The sequence below is a fragment of the Hydrogenoanaerobacterium saccharovorans genome (assembly GCF_003814745.1).
Lineage (GTDB): Bacteria > Bacillota > Clostridia > Oscillospirales > Ruminococcaceae > Hydrogenoanaerobacterium > Hydrogenoanaerobacterium saccharovorans.
Genome location: NZ_RKRD01000001.1, coordinates 728,817 through 754,273, shown reverse-complemented (window position 1 = coordinate 754,273; position 25,457 = coordinate 728,817). Strand labels below are relative to the sequence as shown.

At 43.1% G+C, this 25,457-nt stretch carries 23 protein-coding genes and 1 tRNA gene; 4 read left to right on the top strand and 20 right to left on the bottom strand.

Translation table 11 applies throughout. From position 1 onward, the window contains the following. The first annotated feature begins 48 nt into the window (after positions 1 to 48). Both EDD70_RS03475 and EDD70_RS03470 read left to right on the top strand, forming a co-directional pair. A complete protein-coding gene (locus EDD70_RS03475) occupies positions 49 to 660 on the top strand; it encodes a DUF4364 family protein (RefSeq protein ID WP_092752976.1) in 612 nt (203 codons plus the stop codon). 22 nt (positions 661 to 682) lie between these two features. Beyond that, positions 683 to 1,246 carry an NUDIX hydrolase gene (locus EDD70_RS03470; RefSeq protein WP_092752978.1) on the top strand — a complete coding sequence of 188 codons (564 nt, stop codon included), beginning with the start codon at positions 683 to 685 and terminating at the stop codon, positions 1,244 to 1,246. 28 nt (positions 1,247 to 1,274) lie between these two features. Here EDD70_RS03470 and EDD70_RS03465 read toward each other — a convergent pair whose 3' ends face one another. The 10 genes from EDD70_RS03465 to clpB all read right to left on the bottom strand — a co-directional run bounded on the left by EDD70_RS03465 (position 1,275) and on the right by clpB (position 13,440). Further along, positions 1,275 to 1,670 (bottom strand): RrF2 family transcriptional regulator, encoded by a 396-nt coding sequence (locus EDD70_RS03465; protein ID WP_092752980.1) that lies wholly within the window; start codon positions 1,668 to 1,670, stop codon positions 1,275 to 1,277. 15 nt (positions 1,671 to 1,685) lie between these two features. Further along, a complete protein-coding gene (gene rpoD / locus EDD70_RS03460; protein WP_092752982.1) occupies positions 1,686 to 2,768 on the bottom strand; it encodes an RNA polymerase sigma factor RpoD in 1,083 nt (360 codons plus the stop codon). A gap of 15 nt (positions 2,769 to 2,783) precedes the next feature. After that, positions 2,784 to 4,538: a DNA primase gene (gene dnaG, locus EDD70_RS03455; protein ID WP_092752984.1), complete on the bottom strand. Its 1,755-nt coding sequence runs from the start codon at positions 4,536 to 4,538 to the stop codon at positions 2,784 to 2,786. A 22-nt stretch (positions 4,539 to 4,560) separates the two neighbouring features. Further along, complete coding sequence (locus EDD70_RS03450; RefSeq protein ID WP_092752986.1) at positions 4,561 to 5,562, bottom strand: deoxyguanosinetriphosphate triphosphohydrolase; 1,002 nt, start codon at positions 5,560 to 5,562, stop codon at positions 4,561 to 4,563. Positions 5,563 to 5,686: 124 nt separating this feature from the next. Then, entirely contained in the window at positions 5,687 to 6,109 is a 423-nt protein-coding gene (locus tag EDD70_RS03445; protein WP_092752988.1) for a GNAT family N-acetyltransferase, read from the bottom strand. A 36-nt stretch (positions 6,110 to 6,145) separates the two neighbouring features. Next, entirely contained in the window at positions 6,146 to 7,693 is a 1,548-nt protein-coding gene (locus tag EDD70_RS03440) for a YifB family Mg chelatase-like AAA ATPase (RefSeq protein ID WP_341465115.1), read from the bottom strand. A 43-nt stretch (positions 7,694 to 7,736) separates the two neighbouring features. Further along, on the bottom strand, positions 7,737 to 8,363 hold the full coding sequence (locus tag EDD70_RS03435) for a YigZ family protein (RefSeq protein ID WP_092752990.1): 627 nt from the start codon (positions 8,361 to 8,363) through the stop codon (positions 7,737 to 7,739). 199 nt (positions 8,364 to 8,562) lie between these two features. Further along, the gene (rpmE, locus tag EDD70_RS03430) at positions 8,563 to 8,766 is read right to left on the bottom strand and encodes a 50S ribosomal protein L31 (protein WP_092752992.1); all 204 of its coding nucleotides are present in this window, start codon (positions 8,764 to 8,766) and stop codon (positions 8,563 to 8,565) included. 103 nt (positions 8,767 to 8,869) lie between these two features. Next, positions 8,870 to 10,579, bottom strand: a complete 1,710-nt coding sequence (locus tag EDD70_RS03425) for a phospho-sugar mutase (RefSeq protein ID WP_092752994.1) — start codon at positions 10,577 to 10,579, stop codon at positions 8,870 to 8,872. A gap of 257 nt (positions 10,580 to 10,836) precedes the next feature. Then, positions 10,837 to 13,440 (bottom strand): ATP-dependent chaperone ClpB, encoded by a 2,604-nt coding sequence (clpB, locus tag EDD70_RS03420; RefSeq protein WP_092752996.1) that lies wholly within the window; start codon positions 13,438 to 13,440, stop codon positions 10,837 to 10,839. Positions 13,441 to 13,656: 216 nt separating this feature from the next. Here clpB and EDD70_RS03415 point away from each other — a divergent pair, with 216 nt between their 5' ends. Then, positions 13,657 to 13,980, top strand: coding sequence for a DUF2500 family protein (locus EDD70_RS03415; protein ID WP_162840830.1), 324 nt, complete (start codon positions 13,657 to 13,659; stop codon positions 13,978 to 13,980). A gap of 193 nt (positions 13,981 to 14,173) precedes the next feature. Here EDD70_RS03415 and EDD70_RS03410 read toward each other — a convergent pair whose 3' ends face one another. The 10 genes from EDD70_RS03410 to EDD70_RS03365 all read right to left on the bottom strand — a co-directional run bounded on the left by EDD70_RS03410 (position 14,174) and on the right by EDD70_RS03365 (position 24,817). Beyond that, a complete protein-coding gene (locus EDD70_RS03410) occupies positions 14,174 to 14,377 on the bottom strand; it encodes a hypothetical protein (protein WP_092753000.1) in 204 nt (67 codons plus the stop codon). A gap of 22 nt (positions 14,378 to 14,399) precedes the next feature. Continuing rightward, complete coding sequence (locus tag EDD70_RS03405) at positions 14,400 to 15,413, bottom strand: galactose/methyl galactoside ABC transporter permease MglC (RefSeq protein ID WP_092753002.1); 1,014 nt, start codon at positions 15,411 to 15,413, stop codon at positions 14,400 to 14,402. 15 nt (positions 15,414 to 15,428) lie between these two features. Continuing rightward, positions 15,429 to 16,937 (bottom strand): sugar ABC transporter ATP-binding protein, encoded by a 1,509-nt coding sequence (locus tag EDD70_RS03400; protein WP_092753004.1) that lies wholly within the window; start codon positions 16,935 to 16,937, stop codon positions 15,429 to 15,431. 94 nt (positions 16,938 to 17,031) lie between these two features. After that, a complete protein-coding gene (locus EDD70_RS03395) occupies positions 17,032 to 18,075 on the bottom strand; it encodes a galactose ABC transporter substrate-binding protein (RefSeq protein ID WP_092753006.1) in 1,044 nt (347 codons plus the stop codon). Positions 18,076 to 18,352: 277 nt separating this feature from the next. Beyond that, entirely contained in the window at positions 18,353 to 19,342 is a 990-nt protein-coding gene (locus EDD70_RS03390; protein ID WP_092753008.1) for a substrate-binding domain-containing protein, read from the bottom strand. Further along, positions 19,311 to 21,095 (bottom strand): sensor histidine kinase, encoded by a 1,785-nt coding sequence (locus tag EDD70_RS03385; RefSeq protein WP_162840831.1) that lies wholly within the window; start codon positions 21,093 to 21,095, stop codon positions 19,311 to 19,313. The genes EDD70_RS03390 and EDD70_RS03385 overlap by 32 nt, the downstream gene beginning before the upstream one ends. Positions 21,096 to 21,172: 77 nt before the next feature. Next, positions 21,173 to 22,807, bottom strand: coding sequence for a response regulator transcription factor (locus EDD70_RS03380; RefSeq protein ID WP_092753012.1), 1,635 nt, complete (start codon positions 22,805 to 22,807; stop codon positions 21,173 to 21,175). A 138-nt stretch (positions 22,808 to 22,945) separates the two neighbouring features. Next, complete coding sequence (locus EDD70_RS03375) at positions 22,946 to 23,299, bottom strand: hypothetical protein (protein WP_092753014.1); 354 nt, start codon at positions 23,297 to 23,299, stop codon at positions 22,946 to 22,948. A gap of 48 nt (positions 23,300 to 23,347) precedes the next feature. After that, a complete protein-coding gene (locus EDD70_RS03370; RefSeq protein WP_092753016.1) occupies positions 23,348 to 23,824 on the bottom strand; it encodes a DUF4358 domain-containing protein in 477 nt (158 codons plus the stop codon). Between the two features lie 45 nt (positions 23,825 to 23,869). Further along, positions 23,870 to 24,817: a GDSL-type esterase/lipase family protein gene (locus EDD70_RS03365; protein ID WP_092753017.1), complete on the bottom strand. Its 948-nt coding sequence runs from the start codon at positions 24,815 to 24,817 to the stop codon at positions 23,870 to 23,872. Positions 24,818 to 25,220: 403 nt separating this feature from the next. On the opposite strand from EDD70_RS03365, the gene EDD70_RS03360 reads away from it, so the two are divergent. Beyond that, positions 25,221 to 25,296, top strand: a tRNA-Thr gene (locus tag EDD70_RS03360). The last annotated feature ends 161 nt before the right edge of the window (positions 25,297 to 25,457 follow it).

The following is a 25,457-nucleotide window of genomic DNA, read 5'->3' as shown; positions in this document are numbered from 1 at the left end:
AATTATTATGAGAACTATCGTAAATATGTAGTGTTTAGGTGATGGAAAATGGAACTAAAAGCTTTTTCTGCAGGGATTGAGCCCGGCGGACTTACTCTTGCGCATGAAATTAAAATACTGGTATGTTATCTGCTTCACAACATTTCGCAAAAGCTTACGCTCTCACAAATTAACGAAGCTCTTTTAAAAAAGGGGTTAGTGAATTACTTTGAGCTTGCCGATGCTATGAGCGAATTATTGGAGTCAGGGCACATCATTATTTGTGCTACCAACGAAAAGGACGAAGAGTGCTATGAACTCACGGAACTCGGTGTGCGTACAGCCCAAGAATTTAGTGATACTCTACCTTTGACCGTACGTGAAAAAGCGCTGCATTCGGCGCAGAACCTGTTGGCACGCCAAAAAAGTGCGGCAGAGAATATTGTCACTGTGGACAAGGTTAAGGACGGCTATATGGTGAACCTGATTATCTCTGATATTGGCTCGGACCTGATGAATTTGTCGTTGTTTATGCCTACCGAAAACGAGGCAGATGCGGTAAAACGCCAGTTTATCCGCGACCCACTGCTTATATACAAAGGCATGCTTGCGCTGCTAACAGGTGATTTAAAAACCGTTGGTGAGTTAATCCCCACCGACAATGCAATGTATGACGATTGAGCAAGAAACGAAGGATTAACATATGACTTACATTAAGCAGATTGAAGCATTCACCCCGTACAACCAACAAGAAACCAATGATAAACGTGTGATTCTTGATTATATTAGGCTGTTTCCCCACAATATCTTAACACGAGAAAATGAATTTGCGCATATCACTTCATCTGGGTTGATTCTAAACCCCACCCTGAACCGTGTATTGCTCATTCACCACAACATTTATAACTCGTGGGCATGGACAGGCGGGCACGCCGACGGCGATACCGACCTGCTGGAAATTGCACTAAAAGAGGCAAGAGAAGAAACAGGGCTTTGCCACGTAAAGCCGCTTACCAATCAGCTGCTAACAATTGATATTTTGCCTGTGTACGGGCATATAAAACGCGGCAAATACGTTTGCTCGCACCAACATTTAAACGGCGCCTACATTTTGATTGCTGATGAAGATGAACCGCTGAAGATAAAACCAGATGAAAACAGCGGAGTACAATGGTTTGATGTGGAACAGCTTGAAAAAGTGATAAGTGAACCCTATTTTTTAGATATTTATAAAAAAATAATAAAACGCGCACGTGTTTTGCAATAAAAAAGAGCTGCCATGAGGCAGCTCTTTTTTACATCATTTGGTCAAATGTAATGGCTTTTAGTTTCGATGTAATATCATCGGATAATTCAACGAAAACTTTTTGAAATTTACAAGGGCCTTCCTTCGGCCTGGTACATATAAAATCGGGCAATACACAGCGTGATATGTTCAGCGGACCTTCGATAGTGACAATCACATCATACAAAGAAATTTCGCTTGGCAATTTTGCAATTTCGTACCCCCCTTGGGTACCCTTAAACGATTTGATAATACCCGCCGCAACGAGTTTACGCAAAATTTTAAGTGAAAAGCGCAATGTAACACCTGTGGTTTCAGCAATCGATTTTGCATCGGCACGATGGTCTATCATGGATAAGCAGTGCACAATGCGGATCGCATAGTCTGCTTCCAAGGTGATATGCATCAGAACCCCTCCTCTTTAATCTAAAAAGTCCTTCAGCTTTTTGCTTCTGCTGGGATGACGAAGTTTACGCAGTGCTTTCGCTTCGATTTGTCGAATGCGTTCACGAGTAACGTTGAATTCTTTGCCCACTTCCTCAAGGGTTCTGCTGCGGCCGTCTTCTAGGCCAAAACGCAAACGCAGTACCTTTTCTTCACGCTGTGTAAGCGTTTGCAATACATCGCTCAGCTGCTCCTTAAGCAGGGTGTGGGACGCTGCCTCCGCTGGTGCAGGGGCATCATCATCGGGGATAAAATCTCCAAGGTGACTGTCCTCTTCCTCACCGATTGGGGTTTCCAACGAAACAGGTTCCTGCGCAACACGCATGATCTCTCGCACTTTTTCCACCGGCATATCAAGTTCGACTGAAATTTCTTCTGCGGTAGGTTCGTGGCCATTTTTATGCAGCAGTTGGCTGGAAACTTTTTTTACTTTGTTAATGGTTTCCACCATATGAACGGGGATACGAATCGTTCTTGCCTGGTCGGCAATGGCGCGTGTAATCGCCTGACGAATCCACCATGTTGCATAGGTAGAAAATTTAAAGCCTTTTGTATAGTCAAATTTCTCAACGGCTTTAATCAAGCCCAGGTTGCCCTCCTGAATCAGGTCAAGAAATTGCATGCCTCTGCCCACGTAACGCTTTGCTATGCTTACTACAAGGCGCAGGTTTGCCTCTGAAAGGCGTTTTCTTGCGGCGGGGTCACCTTCTGCCATACGGGTGGCAAGGTCGATTTCCTCCTCGGGGGTAAGAAGCGGTACACGGCCAATCTCTTTTAGGTATACTTTAACAGGGTCATCTATGCTGATGCCCTCAGATGCAAGCGAACTTTCCAATTCCTCGGGTTCACCGGGAATGATGTCAACATCTACCGGTGCGGTAAAGTCTTCAATAATCTCAATATTATGGCTTTCCAACGTATCGTAAAGCTTATCTACCTGCTCTACATCAAAATCAAGCTCTTCAAGTACATCATTAATTTCTTTTGTACTCAATTTGCCTTTGGTCTTGCCGCTTTCTATCAAATCCTTGAGTAATGTTTTTTTATCCTGTACAGCCATGTTTTTGAACTCCCCCTATTTCTTCTTAGCCGCAAGATCAGATATGTATTTGCTCCAATTCTTATCATTCATCTCCGCGACATCCTTGTCGGTTTTTTGCAGTTTGCTTTCCAATATCGTTTGTATGTAGTCGTCAGTCTCCTCTTTGGTATAGTTCTGCCCGTTTGAAGAGGCAATAAAACCAGCAATTCGCCCCATTTGCGCGTCGTCGAATTCACTGCCGAACATGCCGATATCAAGCATTTGATTGTTTTCGATACGCAGACAGATCATTTCAAAAACGCGCCGATTAAACTCAGTTGCAAAATCTTGCAACGTTAGCTTTTGCTTTATATATGCACAATAATCGGGGTTTTTAAACAAAATGGCAATCAGCCTTTCTTCTGCAAGCGCAGCTTTTAAATGCCTCCCCCTCTCTGGGTTTACCTTATCCATCGGAGTTGCCGCAAACACCTTCAGCTCCTTTGCATCTTTCTTTTCTTTTGATTTCGCCTTCCGGCGAATCATATAATTCACCTGAGACAGCACAGCATCTTTTGAAACATCAAGGTCGTTTGCAGTTTTTGCAATGTACACATCGCGCTCAATCGGGTTATTGATACCCGCTATATAGTTTGCAAACTCTTTGAGGTAATTTACTCTGCCATCTGCAGTGGAAATATCATATTTATTTTTAATTTTGGAAAGTTCAAATTCAAGTGCGTTCGAACTGCCCTCAATCAGCATTTTAAAGCGGTCGCGCCCATACTTTTTTATAAATTCGTCAGGGTCTTTTGCCCCCTGCATCGAAAGCACCTTTACCTGAATGCCGATTTCGCCCAGTATATTAATGGCACGTTTGGTGGCTGTCTGCCCCGCGCCGTCGCTGTCGTACGCGATTACAATCTGCTTGGCGTATTGGCTCATCAACCTTGCCTGTTCGTCGGTAAGCGCAGTACCAAGGGTTGCAACCGCATTTTCAAACCCAGCCTGATGCAGCGCAATGACATCCATATAGCCTTCGGCAAGCAATAAGTTTTCTTCTTTAGTTGATTTGGCAATATTAAGCGCAAACAAGTTGCGACTTTTTTTAAAAACCGGTGTATCGGGCGAATTCAAATATTTAGGGCCATCTCCCTGCATAATGCGCCCGCCAAAAGCAATTACATTGCCTCGTATATCAATAATCGGGAACATCACACGTCCCCTAAACTGGTCGTAGATATTGTCTTTTCGCCCTTTGGCTGCAACACAGGCGGTTACTATTTCTTCCTGGGTGAATCTTAAAGAGGTAAGATGTTTGGTTAGTGTATCCCAACTGTCGGGAGAATAACCCAAACCAAACCGCCGAATGGTTTTATCGTTCAGCCCCCTGCTGTGCAAATAATCCAATGCTTGTTTGCCCATGGGGGACATTAAACAGCTGTGAAAAAAGCGTGCGGACTGGCGGTTAATTTCAAGAATACGGCTTTTTAATTTCGCTGTTTTGTCATCAAAACTGTTATCCGGCAGCTGCATTCCCGCTCTGTCGGCAAGCAGCTTGAGTGCATCCATATACTCGATATTCTCAATACGTTTTACAAAGGAAATCACATCGCCGCCTGCCCCGCAGCCAAAGCAGTAAAAAGACTGCGAATCGGTGTAAACCGTAAAAGATGGGGTCTTTTCACTGTGAAACGGGCAAAGCCCAACTAAATTACGTCCGCCGCGTTTTATTTGAATGTAGGATGAGATAACCGATTCGATATCGTTGTTCAGTTTTAGTTCTTGTAAAAATTGCTCCGGTATCAATGTGTCATCTCCTGTCTAAAACTCATTGCTGTTTTGTCCACGAGCGCGGAATAAACAGCTCATCGTACAAACTGATAGCAAAACGGTCGCTCATACCGGAAATATAATCGCAAATAGCACGGTCTGCCCCTTCTTTATCTACAATTAATTTGTATTCTGTGGGAAGTTTATCCGCATGACGTGCAAAATATTCATAAAGCCGTTTCACAAGCTCGGTTGCCTTATCTTCTTCATCTCGCACAATAGGGCTTTTGTATACCTGTGCGAACATAAATTCGCGCAATTCTTTGTAAGCGGCAAGCTCTGGCGCACCCATCACAATGTCTTCTCCGCTGTTGCGCACAATCGAATCTACCAACGAACTGATGCGTTCGGATTTGCTGCGCCCCAGTGTGCATTTTACATGAAACGGCAGCTCCTCTTCGGTAATAATCTGCGCACGTACAGCGTCTTCAATATCATGGTTCATGTAGGCGGTTTTGTCGGCAAAACGGACAATCCTGCCCTCTTGCGTTACTGCATCCTCCCCGTGGCTATGGCATTGGATGCCGTTGCGCACTTCAAAGGTGAGGTTCAGCCCCGCACCGCCATGTTCAAGGTGTTCGACCACACGCACGCTTTGCATATAATGCTTGTACCCGTTGGGGCTAATTTCATCAAGCCCCTTTTCGCCCGCATGCCCAAACGGTGTATGCCCAAGGTCGTGCCCCATAGCAATTGCCTCGGTTAAATCCTCATTTAACCGCAAAGCACGTGCGATGGTGCGCGCAATCTGCGAAACTTCGAGGGTATGTGTCAAACGGGTGCGATAGTGGTCTCCCTCAGGGCAGATGAATACTTGGGTTTTATGCATTAAACGGCGAAACGAGTTGCAATGCAATATGCGGTCTCGGTCGCGCTGAAACGCGGTGCGTATATCGCATTCCGGCTCTTCACGGCCGCGCCCTCTGGTTTGGTCGGCAAATGCAGCATGGCACGAAAGCGTTTGGTGCTCCCAATCCTCACTACGTTTACGAATGGTCAAATTTACACCGCCCTTTCTTCAATCTAACTATACTATACCAAGATAATATAAAAAATCCTGCTTAAAATTATAAATATTTTTTCTTTCTGAATAATTTATCACAATTCAACAAAATAAATTAATTTTATACATTTTTTTGCATTAAAATATGGGGGACATGTTCGTCGGGATATTCTTTGCCAACAGGCATGTAGCCCAATTTTTTATAAAAACCTTTAACGCGCACCTGTGCTGAGAGTTCCAATTTTTTAGCACCCAACTGCAATGCCTTTTTTTCTAGACTTTGCACCACAAGTGCCCCTAAGTGTAACCCACGATACTCTTTTAAAACAGCAATGCGCCCCAAATGGTAGGTTTCTCCGTTTTCAGAAAAGGTTCTGCCTGTTGCCATGGGGCGGTTGCCGTCGTACACCACAACATGGTGTGCTGTTTTATCGGTTTCATCAAACTCGTCGCTGAACCCCTGTTCCCGCATAAAAACAGCCTCGCGGATTGCCGCGGCATCGGGAAGCATCGCCAAACCAAGCGCAAACTTTACCTCATACATATGTATTCTCCTTGAATAATAAAAACAATCGTGTGTTTACCTGTGTGCATTGCCTGCCCAATATTTACGGTCCAAGCTGCGGTATTGCACTGCCTCGGCAATATGGCAAGTATCAATTTTCTGTGCTCGGTCTAAATCGGCAATGGTACGTGCTACTTTTAAAATACGGTCATATCCGCGTGCTGAAAGCCCCATCGTATCAAACGCACGCTTTAAAATATTTTTTGCTGCGGGCGTCATAATACAAAACTCGTCCAGCATGGCAGGGGTAATCTTTGCGTTGCAGGATATGCCGAATTTTTTATATCGTTCTACCTGCAAAGCACGGGCGGCACTCACCCGTGCTCGAATATCTGCAGAGCATTCTGCCTTTTGCCCCGAAGAGAGATGTTCAAACTCAACGGGCATAACCTCGATATGCAAATCGAGCCTGTCGAGCAGAGGCCCCGATATTTTGGAAAGGTATTTTGAAACCGATACAGGCGAGCAACTGCATTGGCGTGTAGGATGCCCAAAGTAACCGCATTTGCACGGGTTCATTGCGCCTACAAGCATAACCGAGCACGGGTATGTATAGGTACCGTTTACACGCGAGATGCTGACGCAGCCATCTTCAATCGGCTGCCGAAGTACCTCCATAGCCGGTCTTGTAAATTCGGGCAGTTCGTCTAAAAACAACACACCATTGTGTGCCAAACTGATTTCGCCTGGCTTGGGGTAGGCACTTCCGCCCGAGAGTGCAACCGCCGAAACAGTATGATGGGGGTGGCGGTATGGGCGTGCGGAGATAAGCGATACTCCGGCAGGGAGTGCACCGGCGATGGAATGTATTTTTGTGGTTTCTATCGCCTCATCAAACGTTAACGGCGGCAAAATGGTTGGCAACCGTTTTGCAAGCATACTTTTACCCGAACCCGGCGGACCGATAAGTAAAACATTATGCCCGCCCGCGGCGGCAATTTCAAGCGCACGTTTTGCGCCTGCCTGCCCCTTTACCTCGCTGTAATCGAGCAAGCTGTCGGCAACTCCCGCCTCAAAAGGTTTTGCCTGAGCCGCGGGAAGAGTTTTAGTACCCTTTAAATGGTCAATCAATTCAGTGATGTTTTTAACGGGGTATACCTCAATACCTTCTACCACCGCGCCTTCGGCACTATTTGCATAGGGTACAAAGATAGAACGAATTCCCTGCGCTTTTGCCTCCATCACCATGGGAAGAATCCCGCTCGCGGGGCATATTTCTCCCGAAAGAGAAAGCTCGCCGATAAACGCACAATCCGATAAATCCCGTTCAATCACGCCGCTTACATATAGCAGACCAATAAATAACGGCAAATCGTACAAAGAACCTATTTTTTTCACATCAGCCGGCGCAAGATTTACCACAACCCTGCCCAAAGGGAACTCGAACCCTCCGTTTTTGATTGCAGAACGTACACGGTCGCGCGATTCTTTTACCGCGGTATCGGGCAGCCCAACAATCTCAAACATCGGTATACCGCGCGAGAGGTCTATCTCCACCGATACCCCGTAGGCATTCATCCCAAACAAACCAAAGCTGTTGATACTCGTAAATATTTCTGTCACCCGCCCCTCAAAAATGTCGCTATCGTAAGCCTTTCAAAACACTCTATTCTAAATCGGCAAATTTTTCTTGTACTACCTTTGGTAAAACCGCAGCAGCGGTTAACTCATTAAGTTCTTTATGAAACGCTGTTACCTTATCGCTTGTCATCATAATTTGCAGCTGTACCAAAACACCAAAATCACTTTGCAGTGTCACCGCATTGTATTTGGGTAAAATATAAGAAATTTTACCGTATAATGAATAATCAAACTCCATTTGCAGGATAGTGCAGGGGTTCATATGCATCACACGTGCAGCATCTACCGCAAGCTTTGCTGCATGTGAATAGGCGCGTACCAAACCGCCGGCGCCCAACAGAGTACCGCCGAAATACCGCGTTACTACCACACACACATCTACAATGCCCTCTTTTTGCAGTACATCCAGCACGGGCACCCCCGCAGTACCCTGGGGTTCTCCGTCATCACTGCAACGTTTTGTAAATCCGTCGCGGAGCACATAAGCAAACACATTGTGCGTTGCATTCCAGTGTTGGGTGCGCTTTTCTGCAATAAACGCAAGTGCCTCCTCTTCGGTGGTAACCGGCTGAATGCAACCGATAAAGCGGGATTTGCGCTCAACAAACTCATCCTCTGCCCGCTCGTAAATCGTTGTGTAACCCTGTTCCATCGGTATTCGGCCTCCAATCCACCAAACACGCGCAGATATCAGTACCTGCTGCATTTATTCATAAACTTCATGCAATTTTCTTAAAATAGACCTTATTATGTATTCCATTTCGGCTTAAAAAGATATTTTTCGCCGCTATATTACAACAAAGGCGGTGCATAGAATGCACCGCCTTAATTGGCAAACAATTATAGAATGCTTATTTTTCGATGTTAAAACGCTTTTTAAATCTGTCAACACGACCGCCGGTATCTACCAGTTTCTGTTTGCCGGTAAAGAACGGATGGCATTTAGAGCAAATTTCAACCTTCAGATCTTTTTTAGTGGAACGTGTTTCGATTACTTCACCGCAAGCACATGTAATTGTGGTGGGCTCATACTTCGGATGAATTCCCTGTTTCATGTATAGTTCACCTCGGTTCAAAGTTGTCTCATCAAATTGAGATGCGACACTAAAATATAGAATATCATAACATTGTCCAAAAATCAAGCCCTAAAAACTAGTTTTAAAAACCCAACATTTTTGTAACATCGGCAACCAAAGCTTTGCTGATGTTTTCTGCCTCGTCATCCGTTGCGGCCTTAACCATATAATAGGCTTTTATTTTTGGCTCGGTGCCCGACGGGCGGATAACCACTTGAATATCCCCTTGCAAACCATATGCCAATACATTGGATTTGGGCAGAGTAATCTTTTCTTCTTTGCCGCTAATCGATTTGACAGAGGTTTGATAATCGGCTACCGAGACAACTTTCATCCCCGCAATCTCTTTGGGCGCATTGGCTCGCAGCCCGCTCATCAGCTCGTTCATGCGCTGCATGCCCGAAGCGCCCTCGCAGTAAAAGTTGGATTGAATATTTTTGTGTACGCCATATTTCTCGTACAATTTGCCAAGTGCATCGACCAATGTCATGCCCTGCTCTTTGTAGTAAGCTGTCATCTCACAAATCAGCATAGATGCAACCACCGCATCTTTATCGCGTACGTAGGTACCCGCAAGATAACCGTAGCTCTCCTCAAAACCAAGCAAAAAGCGGTTTTGCTCACCCTTTTCTTCAAGCAGTGCAATCTGCTCGCCGATATATTTAAAGCCTGTAAGGATGTTCACCACTTCAACACCCAAATCTGCACCCATTGCGTCCACCATAGAAGTGGTAACAATCGTTTTAACCACAATCGGGTTCTTGGGTATTGTGCCAAGCTCGGTGCGTGACGTTGCGATATAATGCGTAAGCAGCACACCAACCTCGTTGCCGGTAAGCAGCACATAGCTGCCGTTGTGGTTCACAGCAATACCAACGCGGTCGCAGTCAGGGTCGGTCGCCAGCAAGATAGACGGGTTTTCTTTTTCGCACAAGTCAAGCCCTTTTTGCAATGCTTCGCGAATTTCGGGGTTTGGGTATGGGCAAGTTGTAAAGTTACCGTCGGGTTTTTCCTGTTCCGGCACTACAACCACATTTTTTACACCAATACGGTCTAAAATTGAGCGTACACAGCGGTTACCGGCACCGTTCAGGGGTGTATATACCACTTTGAGATCTGCACGTTCGCAAATGCCCTTGCGGATAGACTGCGCCTGCACGTTATCGAGGAATTTTTGCACAATGGTTTCGGGTATCATCTCAATCAGCCCCTCTGCCAAAGCCTCGTTGAAATCTGCCAGTTTTACACCATCGAAAAGATCGGTTTGGTTGGCAAACTGCAATACACGCTCGGATTCTTCTGTACCAATCTGACAGCCGTCCGCCCCATAGGCTTTATAACCGTTGTATTTTGCGGGGTTATGGCTTGCGGTAACCATGATGCCTGCACTGCATTTTAGTTCACGTACGGCAAACGAAAGCGCAGGGGTAGGCATCAATTCGGCATAAAGATAAACCTTGACACCGTTGCCTGCAAGCACACGTGCCGCCTCTTTGGCGAAAAGGTCTGCCTTGATACGGCTGTCGTAGCTGATAGCAACCGATGGCTGCTTACAGCTTTCGCAGAGCATAGCGGCAAGCCCTTGTGTTGCTTTGCGAACCGTATAAATATTCATGCGGTTGGTGCCTGCACCGATAACGCCGCGCAAACCTGCTGTTCCAAACTCCAACTCACGGTAAAAACGGTCAAAAATTTCATCATCCTTGCCCGCAATTGCTACAAGTTCCTCATGCAAATCCTTGTCCTCGCAGGCTTTTTCAAGCCATCTTAGGTATAGCGATTTTTCACTCATTGCAATGCCTCCAATATATCATAATATCATACATCAATTGTTCTTTATCCTAAATTATAGCTAGTTTTAACCCGATTAGCAATATAAGATTGTCCCGCATCTATGGAATTTTATGCACCAACACAAAAGCAAGGGCAGTTGCAAACTACCCTTGCTCTTTTTTACAGAAATTTATCGGATGCTCAAAGCAGCTTCTTTGCTGTATGCGGTTGAACAAAGGGGGTTCAGGCATCCGAATAAAAAGTTCAATCGTTATACTAATTCTTTTGTATGGTAAGAGATGTACCGTCATAATCCACAAGCAGTTTTGTGCCGGGAGCTAAATCTTCACCGATTATCATTTTTGCAAGCAATGTCTCCACCTTTTGCTGTAAAAAGCGTTTCAACGGCCTTGCACCGTAAATCGGGTCGTAACCTTCATCCACTACATAATCTTTCGCCCTTTGGGTTACTGTAACTGTAAGTTGCTTGTCACGCAGACGATTTTGCAGGTCATCGATCAGCAAATCCACAATCGACGATATCTCAAGTTTCGTAAGCGGTTTATAGAACACAATCTCATCCAAACGGTTTAAAAACTCGGGGCGGAACTGCTGCTTGAGCAGGCTACTCACTTGGTTTTTCGTCTGTTCGGTGATGCTGCCGTTTTCGTCAATGCCCTCTAAAATATAGCTGCTGCCGAGGTTCGAGGTAAGAATGATAATTGTGTTTTTAAAATCGACTGTTCTGCCCTGCGAATCGGTAATTCTGCCATCGTCGAGCACCTGCAACAGGATGTTAAATACATCGGGATGTGCTTTTTCAATCTCATCGAATAAAATTACCGCATATGGTTTACGGCGAACTGCCTCAGTCAGCTGGCCGCCCTCGTCGTATCCGACATATCCCGGAGGAGCACCAATCAGACGAGACACGGAGAACTTCTCCATGTATTCACTCATATCAATACGAATGATGTTGTGTTCATCGTCGAACAGGCTTTGTGCCAACGCTTTTGCAAGTTCGGTTTTACCAACACCGGTAGGGCCAAGAAACAAGAACGAACCAATAGGGCGATTGGGGTCTTGAATACCTGCACGCGAACGCATAATGGCTTCGCTCACCTTTTCTACCGCCTCATCCTGCCCCACAACACGCTTGTGCAAAATATCCTCAAGGTGCAGCAGCTTTTCGCGTTCTCCCTCCATCAGCTTTGATACAGGAATGCCCGTCCAGCGGCAGATGATACGTGCTATTTCTTCATCGGTAACCTTGTCGCGCAGCAGCGAGGTTTCTTGCTCTGCTTTAGAGGCAATTTCTTCCTCCTCTTTCAGCGCTTTTTGGATGGCGGGCAACTTGCCGTATTTCAGCTCTGCTGCCTTGTTCAGGTCATAGGCACGCTCGACTTTTTCAATATCGGCGTTTATCTGCTCTAATTCTTCACGCAGTTTTTGTACCTTTTGGATTGCGTTCTTTTCGTTTTCCCATTTTGCTTTCATTTCGGCAAAACGAGCGCGCATATCGGCAAGCTCTTTTTGTATTTCTTTCAAATGCTCCTGCGAGAGCTGGTCTTTCTCTTTTTTCAGCGCCGCTTCTTCAATCTCATGCTGCATAATCTTGCGCGAAAGGTCATCCATTTCCGTCGGCATTGAATCAATCTCTGTACGTATCATTGCACATGCTTCGTCCACCAAGTCAATCGCCTTATCCGGCAGAAAACGGTCGGAGATATAGCGATTAGAAAGCGTAGCTGCAGCAATGAGCGCCTGGTCTTGAATCTTAACACCGTGGAACACTTCGTAGCGCTCTTTCAGCCCGCGCAGTATAGAAATGGTATCCTCCACGGTCGGCTCGGTCACGAGTACCGGTTGAAAACGACGCTCCAACGCAGCATCTTTTTCGATATACTGGCGGTACTCGTTGAGCGTGGTGGCACCAATACAATGCAGCTCACCGCGCGCAAGCATTGGTTTTAAGATGTTGCCCGCATCCATTGCACCATCGGTTTTGCCCGCACCAACAATGGTGTGCAGTTCATCGATAAATAAGATGATTTTGCCCTCGCTCTTTTTGATTTCGCCCAATACCGCTTTCAGACGTTCTTCAAATTCGCCGCGGAATTTCGCACCGGCAATCAGTGCACCCATATCTAGCGAGAATATTTTGCGGTTTTTTAATGAGTTGGGCACGTCACCGCGAACAATACGCAACGCCAGCCCTTCGGCAATAGCGGTTTTGCCAACGCCCGGCTCACCAATCAGCACGGGGTTGTTTTTGGTTTTACGCGAAAGAATACGAATAACATTACGGATTTCGCTGTCTCGCCCGATGACAGGGTCAAGTTTATGGTTTTTTGCAAGTTCAACCAAATCCTGCCCGTATTTTGCTAGTACGTCGTAAGTATCTTCGGGGGTATCACTGGTAACTCTGGTGTTACCTCGTACCGTTTGCAATACGGAAAGAAATTTGTTTTTATCCAGATTGTATGCACTGAACACTTTGCGCATCGCATTGTTCGGTTTTTCTAAAACTGCGAGAAAAATATGTTCCACCGAGACAAACTCATCTTTCATCTTATCGGCTGTTTTCTCCGCCGCAACAAGGGCTGTATCCACCTCGTGCGATATATAGATTTCTCCGCTCTTGCGCCCTGAACCGGTTACGCCCGGCAGTTTGTTAATTTCTGCTTTTACCGATTGCGCAAAATTTTGTGCATCTATATTCATCTTTTTCAGCAGCTGCGGAATGAGTCCGCTTTCTTGCTCGACAAGCGCATAGATGAGGTGCTCTTGTTCTATTTGCATATTTTGATTTTCAATTGCCAAATTCTGTGCGTTCTGCAACGCCTCTAAAGATTTTTGCGTAAATTTTTGAGCATTCATGCGACCACTCCTTTTTATAGTCATGAATCATTTTATATAATGTTAGCACTCAATGACATAGAGTGCTAACATTATAATAGCGCAAGATATCAAAAAAAACAAGTATAAATTGTTAATATTTATTAAACCGCATGATTTTCTGGAAAAATGCTAACATTTTTAAGCAGAGCATGTTAAAATAATAATATTATTATTCTTAGAATGGAGATGCTTTTTATGAGCCCTTTTACATGGATTTTAATAATTGGCGCGATTGCAGTAGTTGTTTGGCTGTTTCTACGCAAGAGGGGCGCTAAAGAACAAGTGGCACAAGCGAAAATATTGGATAAAAAAGCCGTTGCCCATCAGCCGCGGGGCAACGATGATGATTCTTTTCACACAGACTGTATCGTAAACTTTCAAGTTGCAAATAAAAATCTTTCTTTAATTGTCAACCGCTCATTTTACGATTCAGTACAGGTTGGAGCAGAAGGAAAACTCACTTTTAAAAAAGATGTTTTTATTGATTTTGAGGACAACAACCCCAGAACCTATCGGTAATACTATTTCGCATTTAAAAAGCTTTACAGCTTTTTAAATCTCAGCAATTCAGTGTGCTGCCAAAGCGGCAGCGCATAGCATCGTACAGCATTTGCACAACCTTTGCTTGTAGCCGCGTTTTACACAGCTAACCAGTACAACGTAAAAAAAGCCTTACATTTCAAAAAGAAATGTAAGGCTTTTTATTTTGCAACTAAGCGGTTCTTCCGGCAACCATGCCCAGAATTACAGTTACAACAATCGCTGCAATCAGCAGTTTGATGATGATATCCAATGTATGCACCGTTACAGGAATTTTATCGTACAATTTTTCTTTTGCATTTTTTTGCTCGGGCTTTGGTTGTGTTACATCATTGTTGTTACTCTGCTTTTCAGGTACAGGGATATTCTCTTGCATATGCCGCTGCCGCCTTTCAGTCTTATTTTTTCGCGAGGTATTTTCTCAAGTCGAGGGCAACCGCAACGATAATAACAAGACCCTGTACAATGTAGGTATAGTCGGTTGGTACACCCAAGAACTGCATGGATATTTTAAGAATCTCGAATACAAGTACACCTACAAGGATACCTGAAACTCTACCAACACCACCATTGGTGGAAACACCACCGATGGTACAACCTGCAATTGCTTCCAACTCGTAGCCCATACCCATGTTAACACTGGTACCGCCCGATTTAGCAGCCAGCAAAAAGCCACCAAGACCGTAAAGCAGTGCAGCGAGTGTATAAATAGCAATTTTGGTTTTACTGGTATTAACACCTGCAACCTCTGCGGCATTTTCGTTACCGCCAATTGCATACATATATTTACCATGACGGGTTTTGTTGTACAAAAACCACATAAACAGGCCGCATCCAAGCGCTACAAACAGCAAGTAAGGTAAAAATTTAATATCAAATAATTTACCATTTGCTACATCGGTAAAACTCTTTTTAAACCCGCCAATCGGTTTGGCTCCCGTATATACCAGACAAATACCATATACCAGAGTTTGCATACCGAGTGTTGCAATAAATGGCGGTACTTTAAGAAACGAAATAACCGAGCCGTTTATGGCGCCAAATATACCGGAAACAATCAGAACAAGTATTAACACCAACCATACCGGCATATCAGGTAAGTTGTGAAAAAACTTATCCGAGTAATCCGGTTTTTGCAACAATGTAGCTGCAATGCAGGCAGCTAAACCTGCAATACGGCCTGCCGAAAGGTCGGTGCCTTTTGTAATAAGGCATCCAGAAACACCCAACGCAATAATAAAACGAGGAGCAACGTTCATAATGAGGTTTACAAAGTTATTTGCCGAAAAGAAATTGTCTTTTCTAAAACCTACATAAAATGCTATGAGCACCATTAAAATAATAATGGCATTGTTTAGCATAAAAGATTTAATACTTTTTGCGGTAATTTTTTTAGTAGCAATTGCTTCCATATCCTTTTATCCTCCTTATGAAAACTTTGTAGCCAAGGCCATTACGTTTTCCTGATTGGCATTATTGCCATCAATAAATCCAGTAACTTTTCCGTCACACATCACCATAATGCGGTCGGACATGCCAATAAGTTCGCTCATTTCGGAGGAGATCATAATGATACTCTTACCCTGTTTAGCAAGCTCCGCTATGATACAGTAAATTTCGTATTTTGCACCCACATCAATGCCGCGAGTGGGTTCATCCAAAATTAGTACATCAGGGTTGTTTGCCAACCAACGGCTAATAAGCACTTTTTGTTGATTACCGCCGGAAAGCGATTGTATGAGTGTTTTACTAGAGGGCGTTTTAATCGATAATTTCGCTACGTTTTCTTGCACAAGCTTTTCAATTTTGTGCTTATTAAGCACAATACCATAATCAAGGTATTTATCCAAAGATGCAATAGCAACATTGTCTGCTACAGATAATACACCCATAATACCGGTTGCACGGCGATCTTCTGTAAGTAAAGCGATGCCTTTTCTGATTGCATCTTGCGGTCGATTAATCGTAACGGTTTGCCCTTTGTAACGAATTGTACCTTGTTCGTGGCATCGAATGCCGAACAAGCCTTCCATTAACTCAGTTCGCTGCGCACCTACCAGGCCGCCTACACCTAGAATTTCGCCTTTACGCAATGTAAAACTGACATTACGGAATGATTTAGGGTTAATAGAGGTATAGTTTTCTACCTCAAACACTACTTCACCGGGTATATTTTCACGAGGTGGGTAAAGATTAGTCAATTCACGCCCCACCATCTTGGTAATTATCATGTCTGTTGTAATACTTTTCGATTCCCATGTTCCTATGTACTGTCCATCACGCATGATGGTAACTTCATCAGAAATTCTAAGAATCTCATCCATTTTATGAGAAATATAAACGATTGATACTCCCTTAGCCTTGAGATTTTCTATAATCTCAAACAGCGCTTCTACTTCGTTTGCTGTAAGGGATGAGGTTGGCTCATCCAAAATCAGCACTCTACAATCTGCTGAAACTGCCTTTGCGATTTCAACCGATTGCATCTGCGAAACAGAAAGAGTGCTCAATTTTGCTTTGGGGTCAAAATTCATTTTAACCTCTTTCAGCAATTTTTCTGTATCTTTATACATTTTGTCGTGGTCAATTACAGGGATTCCGAGAATCCTTTTTATGGGATAACGACCAACAAAAATATTTTCAGCCACACTTCTTTCGGGAATTGGCTGGAGTTCCTGATGTACCATGGCAATTCCGCGGTTCAGAGCATTCATGGGGTCGGTAATAGTGATTTTTTCTCCCTCATAATACAGCTCTCCACTATCCATTTTATAAATACCGAACATACATTTCATCAGGGTGGATTTCCCCGCACCGTTCTCACCCATCAAAGCATGCACTGTACCTGGCTTTAGTTGCAAATTCGCTCCATCCAAAGCCTTTACACCAGGGAAGGTTTTGACGATATTGCGCATTTCCAAACGATACTCCGACATAAACCGGCCCCCTCATCTTTCATCTTAAAAAATTGCGTGTGCGCTAATAACGCACACGCAATCTTCTAAATACCAATTTCAAGCAGCTACGCTATTATTTTGTAACTTTAACATAGTCTACAGTGTAGTTCTTCTCGAGTTTCTCGCCTGCAATTGCTTTAACAGCAACATCAGCAGCAGTGTGAGACTGACCAATATGGTCGTTCAGAACAGTACCAGTCATGCCGCCCTCTTTTACAAGGTTTTGAGCTTCTTCCAAAGCATCTACGCCAACGAGGTAAATGTCTTTGCCAACAGTACGGCCGTTTGCAGCGATAGCTTGTACTGCACCCAGAGCCATAGCATCGTTGTTACAGAAGATAACGTCAACTTTATTGCCAAACTGTGTCAGAGCAGTGTTAGCAAGCTCTTGACCTTTTGCCTGATCCCAGTCGCCGCGCTGTTTGAACAGCTCTTCAGTTTTAATGCCAGCATCTTTAAGTGCTTTCACAGAGAACTCAGTTCTGTACTGAGCATCAACGTTCTCAGGGTCGCCCATAATCATAACATAAGAAACAACGCCATCGCCGTTCATATCGCCTTTGTTTGGTGTTTCAGCAATGATCTCGCCCTGGAATGTACCGGACTGACGAGCATCTGCACCAACGTAAGCAACTTTGTCCCAAGCGCCGAGGTCTTCAGCGGTAGGCTCGCGGTTGATGAAAACAACAGGGATATCGGCTGTTTTTGCTTTTTCAACTACGGTTGAAGCAGAAGAAGACTGAACCAGGTTGCAGATGATAACATCTACTTTGTTAGCAATAAAGGTATCAATCTGGTTGGTTTGCTCAGCTTGGTCACCTTTACCATCAACAATTGTAACATTGTATTTTACACCGTCTTTGCTCAAATCCTCTTTAAAGTATCTCTCAAGTTCTGTACGATACAAGGTCATAAAGTTATCATCAAATTTGTAAATTGCTACACCCACGTTTACTTCTTTTGCAGCCGGAGCAGCCTCAGAAGCATTGTCTGCAGGAGCATCGGAAGATGTTTCAGCAGGAGCAGCGGGAGTTGAAGCACCGCCACCGCAAGCAGCGAGAGACAACATCATTGTCAATGCAAGAATCATTGCCAATACTTTTGTTAACTTTTTCATTGAAAAAACTCTCCTTTACGATTTTATTCTGTCTTTTGTAGTCCCATACAGGTTTAAACTCTGAAACGGGATTTTGACTCTTCCCGAAGCAGTGTAGTTTTAACCTACGTGCCTATTATAACAGCTTGATGAGTCGAAAAGAAGTGAATTTCATTCTCAAAGTGTTAGAAATCATACGATTCTATTTACAAAATAATCAAAAAGCCACTATTTTGTTACTGTTTTTTAACTTTTTGTTTTTTATATAGAAATATTGAATTAATGCATTATCTGTATTTTATTTGACATTGCTGAACGGAAACAGAAGCTTTTGGTTTTCGATATTGTACATGTTTTCGGCAGTGATTACTTTCGTACCCGTATCAATAAAATCTTCATGCTGCTTGTTTTTTTTGTATTCAATCGCCTGCTGGATACCGATATACCCCATAGCAAACGGATTTTGTACAATCAAACCGTCAAAAATACCGCGCTCCAACTGTTCAATCGATTTTAAATTATTGTCAAAACCAATCACCGCAATTTTATCTTTATCTATATCCATTTCTTTCAGTGCTTCGCCCACACCTAAGGTCGTCCACTCATTAAAAGTAGCAATGGCGTTGATTTCAGGGTTTTCTTTGAGCATATCAATTGTGTTTAGCTTTGGGTTTTCTATATTCGAAAGGGTGTAGCGGATATCCACCACTTCCATATTCGGATATTTGAGAATTGCATCAAGGCATCCCCGCTCGCGCTGCATACCGTTTGCACTGCCCTCTTCAAAGTTAATGATACCCACTTTGCCTTTATAATCGGTCAGTTCAGCGAGCTTTTCACCTGCTTGCACACCCGCTAAAATGTTGTCTGTACCAATCATCATGAGCTCTTTGCTTGAATTAATGGGGCTGTCGATGCTGATTACGGGAATACCCGCGTCAATAACACGCTCTGCCGCTTTTACCGATTTGTCAAAATCGCAAGCAGAAAATACCACTGCATCCACACTGTTATCAATTGCCCACTGCAGCATCTCATTTTGTTTGCCGTAATCTTCTTCGGTTTCAGGTGCTTGAATAACAACATTGACGTTATATTCATTCCCGGCAGCGCGTGCCCCTTGAAATGCAGTCTTCCAAAAATTTGACTGGCTTGATTTTGCAATAAACATAATATTCATTTTAGATTTATCACTTTGCGTAAAAGTGGAAAGGGTAAAAATCAGGAAAGAGAGAATCATCACTGCTAAAATAACTCTAATCGTTATCTTCATTACTTTTCCGTTCATTTGCGTCCCCCTCTATTTTTGGAATACGGATATTTACCGTTGTGCCTTCGTCCAGCTCGCTTTGAAAAGATAAACCATACTCTTTGCCAAAGTAGATTTGAATGCGATGATGCACATTTTTAACGCCGATTCCGTAACTGTTGGATGATTCGGATTCGAGTATGTGATTGAGTACCGATTCCGGCATACCCAAGCCGTTGTCAACTACTTGCATCAGTATCGTATCTCCGCAATCTTTAATGCGAATGGTAATCTTCCCTTTATCTACCATACGGTCAATGCCATGGTAAATGGCGTTCTCAATCATAGGCTGCAGGATAATTTTAAGAGATTTACAGTTTTTTATATTTTCGTCCACGTCAATGGAATATTCAAACTGTTCTTTATATCGTACCTTTTGGATAATCAAATAGCTTTCGGCATGCTGCAATTCTTCTTTAATAGTGATAATCTCATTGCCCTTGCTGATGCTGATGCGAAACAAATTGGCAAGTGCTTGCACCATAACAACAGCGCCTTTTCCATCATTGCGCTCGCACATCCAAAGAATAGAACCCAATGTATTGTACAAAAAGTGCGGATTAATCTGCGCTTGCAGAGCCTTGAGCTCGCTTTTGCGCAGTTCCTGTTCCTCCGATTTAATGCGTTCCAGCAGCTCATTGATACGGTCAATCATGTGGTTAAAGCTGTGGCGCAGGCGACTGACCTCATAAAAACCATCCTCATAAGAGTGAATGGTGAGGTCCCCTTTCTCCACTTTATCCATCGTTTCGGTAAGGCGCACCAACGGCTTTGAAATACGCCGTGACATGACAACTGCAATCATTGTAACAAGGATAATTGCAATCATAAACAGCCTGCCAAGGAAGCTGATTACTTCTACACGTGTTGCTTCTGCATCTTTCAAAAAGCTGATGCCAATCAACTTCCAATTCGTTTGGTCTAGCGAGCGAATTACCACTACGCTGTTGTTCTCTGCCTGTACATACTCTCCGTCGGGTTTGCCGCTGATAAAACCGATATCTTCATTCTTAATACTCGAATAAATCATCTGCTGCTGCGGATGATAGATAATATTGTCGTTTTCATCGAGAATAAATACATATCCACGCGACCCAATGGTGACCCTGCTGCAATTTTCTTCAATAGAATTAAAATTCATATCGATAGTAAAAACGGCATTACCCGAAATGCTGCTGTTGTAAAGGTCAAGCTTTCGGCTGAGCGTAACCACCCAATTGTATTTGCCTTTGTAGATGTTTTGCACATGGGGCGGCGAAAAGGTATAAGGAGTATAAGATTGCATCGATGAGCGATACCAATCCTGCTCGGTGATATTCACATTGTTTTTTACCTCAAGCCCAAGCGGTGCAGCAGCAACCACATTGCCTTTTTCATCAAACACAGTCATCGAAACAATATCATCACGCAGCTTATAAGCGGTATTTAAGGTATCAACCACTGCCTGCTTGTCCGAAATAAAATACGTATTCATATCGGTGACAATGCGATCCGATACATCCATGGTATTGTTGATATAGGAGTTGAGCGTCATCATCACCTGATCAACCACCTGCACCGAGTTGGTAATAACGTTTGCTGTAAGGGTATTGTTAAATTTAAGAAACATCACAATAGCAACCGTGATCATAGCAGAAAGCGCAAACAAGCTAATCCAAAAGCTCAAAACAAACTGCACACTGGAAAGACTGTTGGAAAACAGCATTTTAATCTTTTTAAATGACGGTTTCAAAATATCCATCCTTTCTTTGTATACAATCTGTACGTATCATTCTGTGTGCATTGCCTGCTTACGATTATTGGGTTGTATCATGATTCACTTACAGCATCCGATGAATCGTTACCGCTTCCTCTTCGCATTTCGTTGGGAGATACCTGAAAGTATCGTTTAAAGCAGTAGCTGAAATAGTGCTGGTCGGTATATCCCGTCTCTTGGGCAATTTCAAAAATCTTTTTGTTTGTGGTTAAAACCAGCTCTTTCGCCTTCTCCATGCGGATTTTGATTAATATATTGGTAAAAGAATCACCCGTAAATTTTTTGAAAATCGAGCTGAAATAACTGGAACTGATATGCAGTTGATCACTGATCATTTTGAGGGAGAGGTCGGACTGATGATAGTTTTTTTTAATGTACTCGTAGCCCATGTCCGCCAAAATATCGGTACTGTCTTGACGCTGCAGGTTAATGTACTCTATAATGCGGTGGCATAAACGCTCAAACCACTTTTTCACATCATCGATACTCTCATGATTAAATATCTCGGTAATAAAATTAAGGTTATTGCCTACATTAAGGTCAAAATCCGGAATCAGGCTTTTTGCCGTTTTAACCACCACAGAGAACATTTCAATAATATAAATTTGATAGTCGGAAAGGGTTGCCTTTCTAAGACGCATATTTTCGAACATTTTATTCACAAACTGCGTTACTTGCTCTTTTGTGCCGGTTTTTAGAATGGATTTCAAATTAGCTTCGCTGTTCTCATCAAATAAAAAGCGTACCTTGCCATCAGGCTCAATGTCACTGATATGAATAATTTTGTTGTTGTCAAGTATCAGGCGGTATTCCAAAGCAGAAATGGCACTTTCGTATGCCAGCTTGGTTTTGCTGATATCATCAAACTTTTCGCTGACACCTGTCGTTGAGGTAACCCCATAAAAATGCTCGATATTCTGCTGAATTTCCAGCATGAGAATATTACTATTCTCTTCGATGTTTTTGCGTGTATCCGAAAGGATTGTGACGAAATGCTCCAAATGCCAAAAGCTCTCGTTACGCACATAACGGTCTGCGGTTTGCGTAACCAATTTGGATATAGAGGCCATAAGCAAATCGGTATCATCTACGCCGAGAATATTGCTCTCCAGTGAATGTCTGCTTGGTTTTGTTACAAAAACCAAATTGCATTCGCCGTCAAGTTTAAGCCCCAGTTTGGGGATTACGGATTCGATGTATTTTTTCGATACGCCCCCTGCCACCAAAGCGTGCAAAAAGCCCATACGCATAATCTGCCGGTCGGTTTCGTAATTCTTTTTCATCTGTTCAATATTGCGCAACGTATCGCGCTCGCTGTCCAACTTCTGCCGTACAGAAGTCAGCGTTTTACCGAGATTATCTGCTGAAATGGGTTTAAGCAGGTATTCCATTACATTATATTTTATTGCTGACTTTGCGTACTCAAAATCGTTAAATCCCGTTAAAAATATGATTTTTGTGATTGGATTTTCTTCACGAAGTTCTTTTACAAACTCAATACCATCCATAAAAGGCATTTTAATATCGGTAATAATGACGTCGGGGTTTAGGCGCTGCGCAACATCCAGTGCCTCACGGCCATTTTCTGCTTCGCCCACCACTTCAAATCCAAGTTCATTCCAGTTGATTGTCTCAAGAATCGCTTTGCGCACATCGCATTCATCGTCCACAAGCATCAAAGAATACATAGAAACCTCCAATAATTTACTCTCAACCAATAACCATAGAATCAGATAAATCTTACTGTAAGCATTTATGATTGTCAACGGGTTACAATAAAAAAGAGCGGACACCGTTGTCCGCCCCCGATTGTTGCGAGGTATTATTTATAAGGGAAGAATACTATTAACCAACACAATAGTGAGCAGCGCACTGAAAACACCGCAAAGGATCATATACATGCGTCTGCCGCGGCGCGAACCCATATTGCCTGCAAGCAGCCCGTAAAGTACACAGGCAATTACAAGCCCCGCTACATCGATAGAAACATGGAACAGATTACCCGACAACGTGGGGAACCAACTGTCTAAAATGCGCGAAAGCGGGCCGCCAATCAGGTGGAAGAACGGTACCGTTGTAAGCGGAAGTACAGCAACCGCTTGGCCTATCCTACCTGTGCGAAAAATAATAGATGCCATCAGCAGAATAAGTACAATAATTACCCAACATTCCACTACCACTGTGTTCCGCCTCCATTATCCTATACTACTAACATATCAATTATAACATCAACCCAGTTGTTCGTCTACTATCTTCTGTGCAGCCGCAGCGTCATCTGCCACAACCAAAACTACAACACTACCACTTGTCTCTGTAACAGCTTCGGTAATCTTTTTTACCTCAGCAGGAACATAATCCTCGAATTGGAGCTTTAAATCTTCAAGGCGGGTTTCAATTGCTTTTTCGATATCTTTTACACTTTCTGAATCTTTAGCCTGAAACACGGCAATTTCCTCAGCTGTTGCACCAGATGCACCCTTATACATTTTGAAACCATTCAGCGTACTTACATCTATAGTAGGGTAATAGTCGCCCAAACGCGTTTCAGCAATTTCGTTCATTTCATCTTGAAATGTCAGCCCATCGCGAAATGCCTGGGCTACAGCAGATACATCCACTTGTGCAGCCGCGTGCTTACCGCAGCCGGAAAGCACAGCCCCTATTGCCAATAAAACCGCTATAGCGGTGGTAAGTGTTTTTTTCATAAACAAATATCTCCTTATGTCCGCAGCATTAAAGCACCGGTTGTTTTAGTTTTGTATCGTATGAGTTTTCAAGTAGTCAAACCAAATCTGATAGTATTTTGATGAAAAGTGCATTCCGTCGTTGGGGCTTGCCTCATTTGGGAGCGCTCCATTTTCATCTTTAAATGCCTCGGCTACATTCAAATAATGTACGCCTAGTTTTTTTGCAAGTGCGATAATATCCGCATTGTATCGATCTATCTTGCTGTTTGCATAAGCAGCGTCCGAATCAGACTTTGCTTTGGTAACAGGCAGTATTGACTGAATATAAATAATTGCATCTGGGTGCTGTGCTATTACAGAACGCAGAAAATCTTCGTAATACTCTATAAATTGATCCTCTCCTATCCAAGCAAAGCCATTTGAACCCAGCATAATATAAATTTTCTTTTTATCTATATTGCTTTTCATTGCATCCAAAATGGTAACCAATTCACCGGAACTGCTGCGAAAAACCTTTTTGGTTCGTATCGTATCGGGGTTGATGCCGGTATGAGAAATAACGGTTGTATTTTGCATAATTTGGTAGGACAAAATGCCGTTGGTAATAGAATCGCCTACGAACATTGCATCATCAAAATAAGAACTGCTTACGCGCTCACTTTCCGGTACAGCAACCGAAAGATCCAGTTCTACATCTTGCTCGTGCTTTGATGCCTGCTCGCTGCTTGCAGATTCAGACTGACCGCTTGAAGATTGCGTATCATCGGCGGAGGTTTGGGGACTTGAAGCAGATTGGTCTTCTTGGCTACTTGCCTGCGACGAGGCTGTAGATGATGAGGACTGCGTTGATTTTTTTGCTTCCAACTTTGCTTGGTCACCGCTGAGCATCTGCCATACATATGCACCGCTTAAAGCAACTAACAATGATATTGCTATAATTACCAAAGCCGGTGTTGCTGCAGATGGCTTTTTTTTATCTCGATTTACAAATACTTGACGTTTTCTTCGCATGCTTCTTCCCCTTTAATGAGTTCCATAATGCAAATCGGCTTGCATTTTGCATTAACCAATTATTTATTATACTACAACTTCGTATCTTTTACTATTGAATTTTTATTAATTTATCTGCTCAATAAAGATGTTTGTCTTTTCATCGGGTGCACTTTCAACGTGTTATCAACATTTCAACAATTATACGCATAGTAATCAACATTTTCAACCGTTTTTTCCACTCATATCTGTTGATTCCTGTGGAAACGCCTTTTTTATCACGTTTTTTCTGTTGAAAGAACGGTGGAATGTGTTGAAAACACAAAAATGTAAAATCTACCAAATGTAATTTTTCGTTAATTTGTTTTCGTCTGCTAAATTATCTTGACTGCACCTTTGCTTATATGTATAATATATGTTGCGTGCTAATATGGCTCAGTTGGTAGAGCAGCTCATTCGTAATGAGCAGGTCGTCGGTTCGAATCCGACTATTAGCTCCATGTAAAAGCAGAACTTTAAGAAATTTCTTAAAGTTCTGCTTTTTTATATTTGCACTATTTTTATGGTTTTACTTAAAAAAATTTAAAAAGACAGTAAAAAAGACTACATTTTTTTGCTATGCAACGCTGAGTTGACAAAACGAAACGCTAACTTGGTTGCA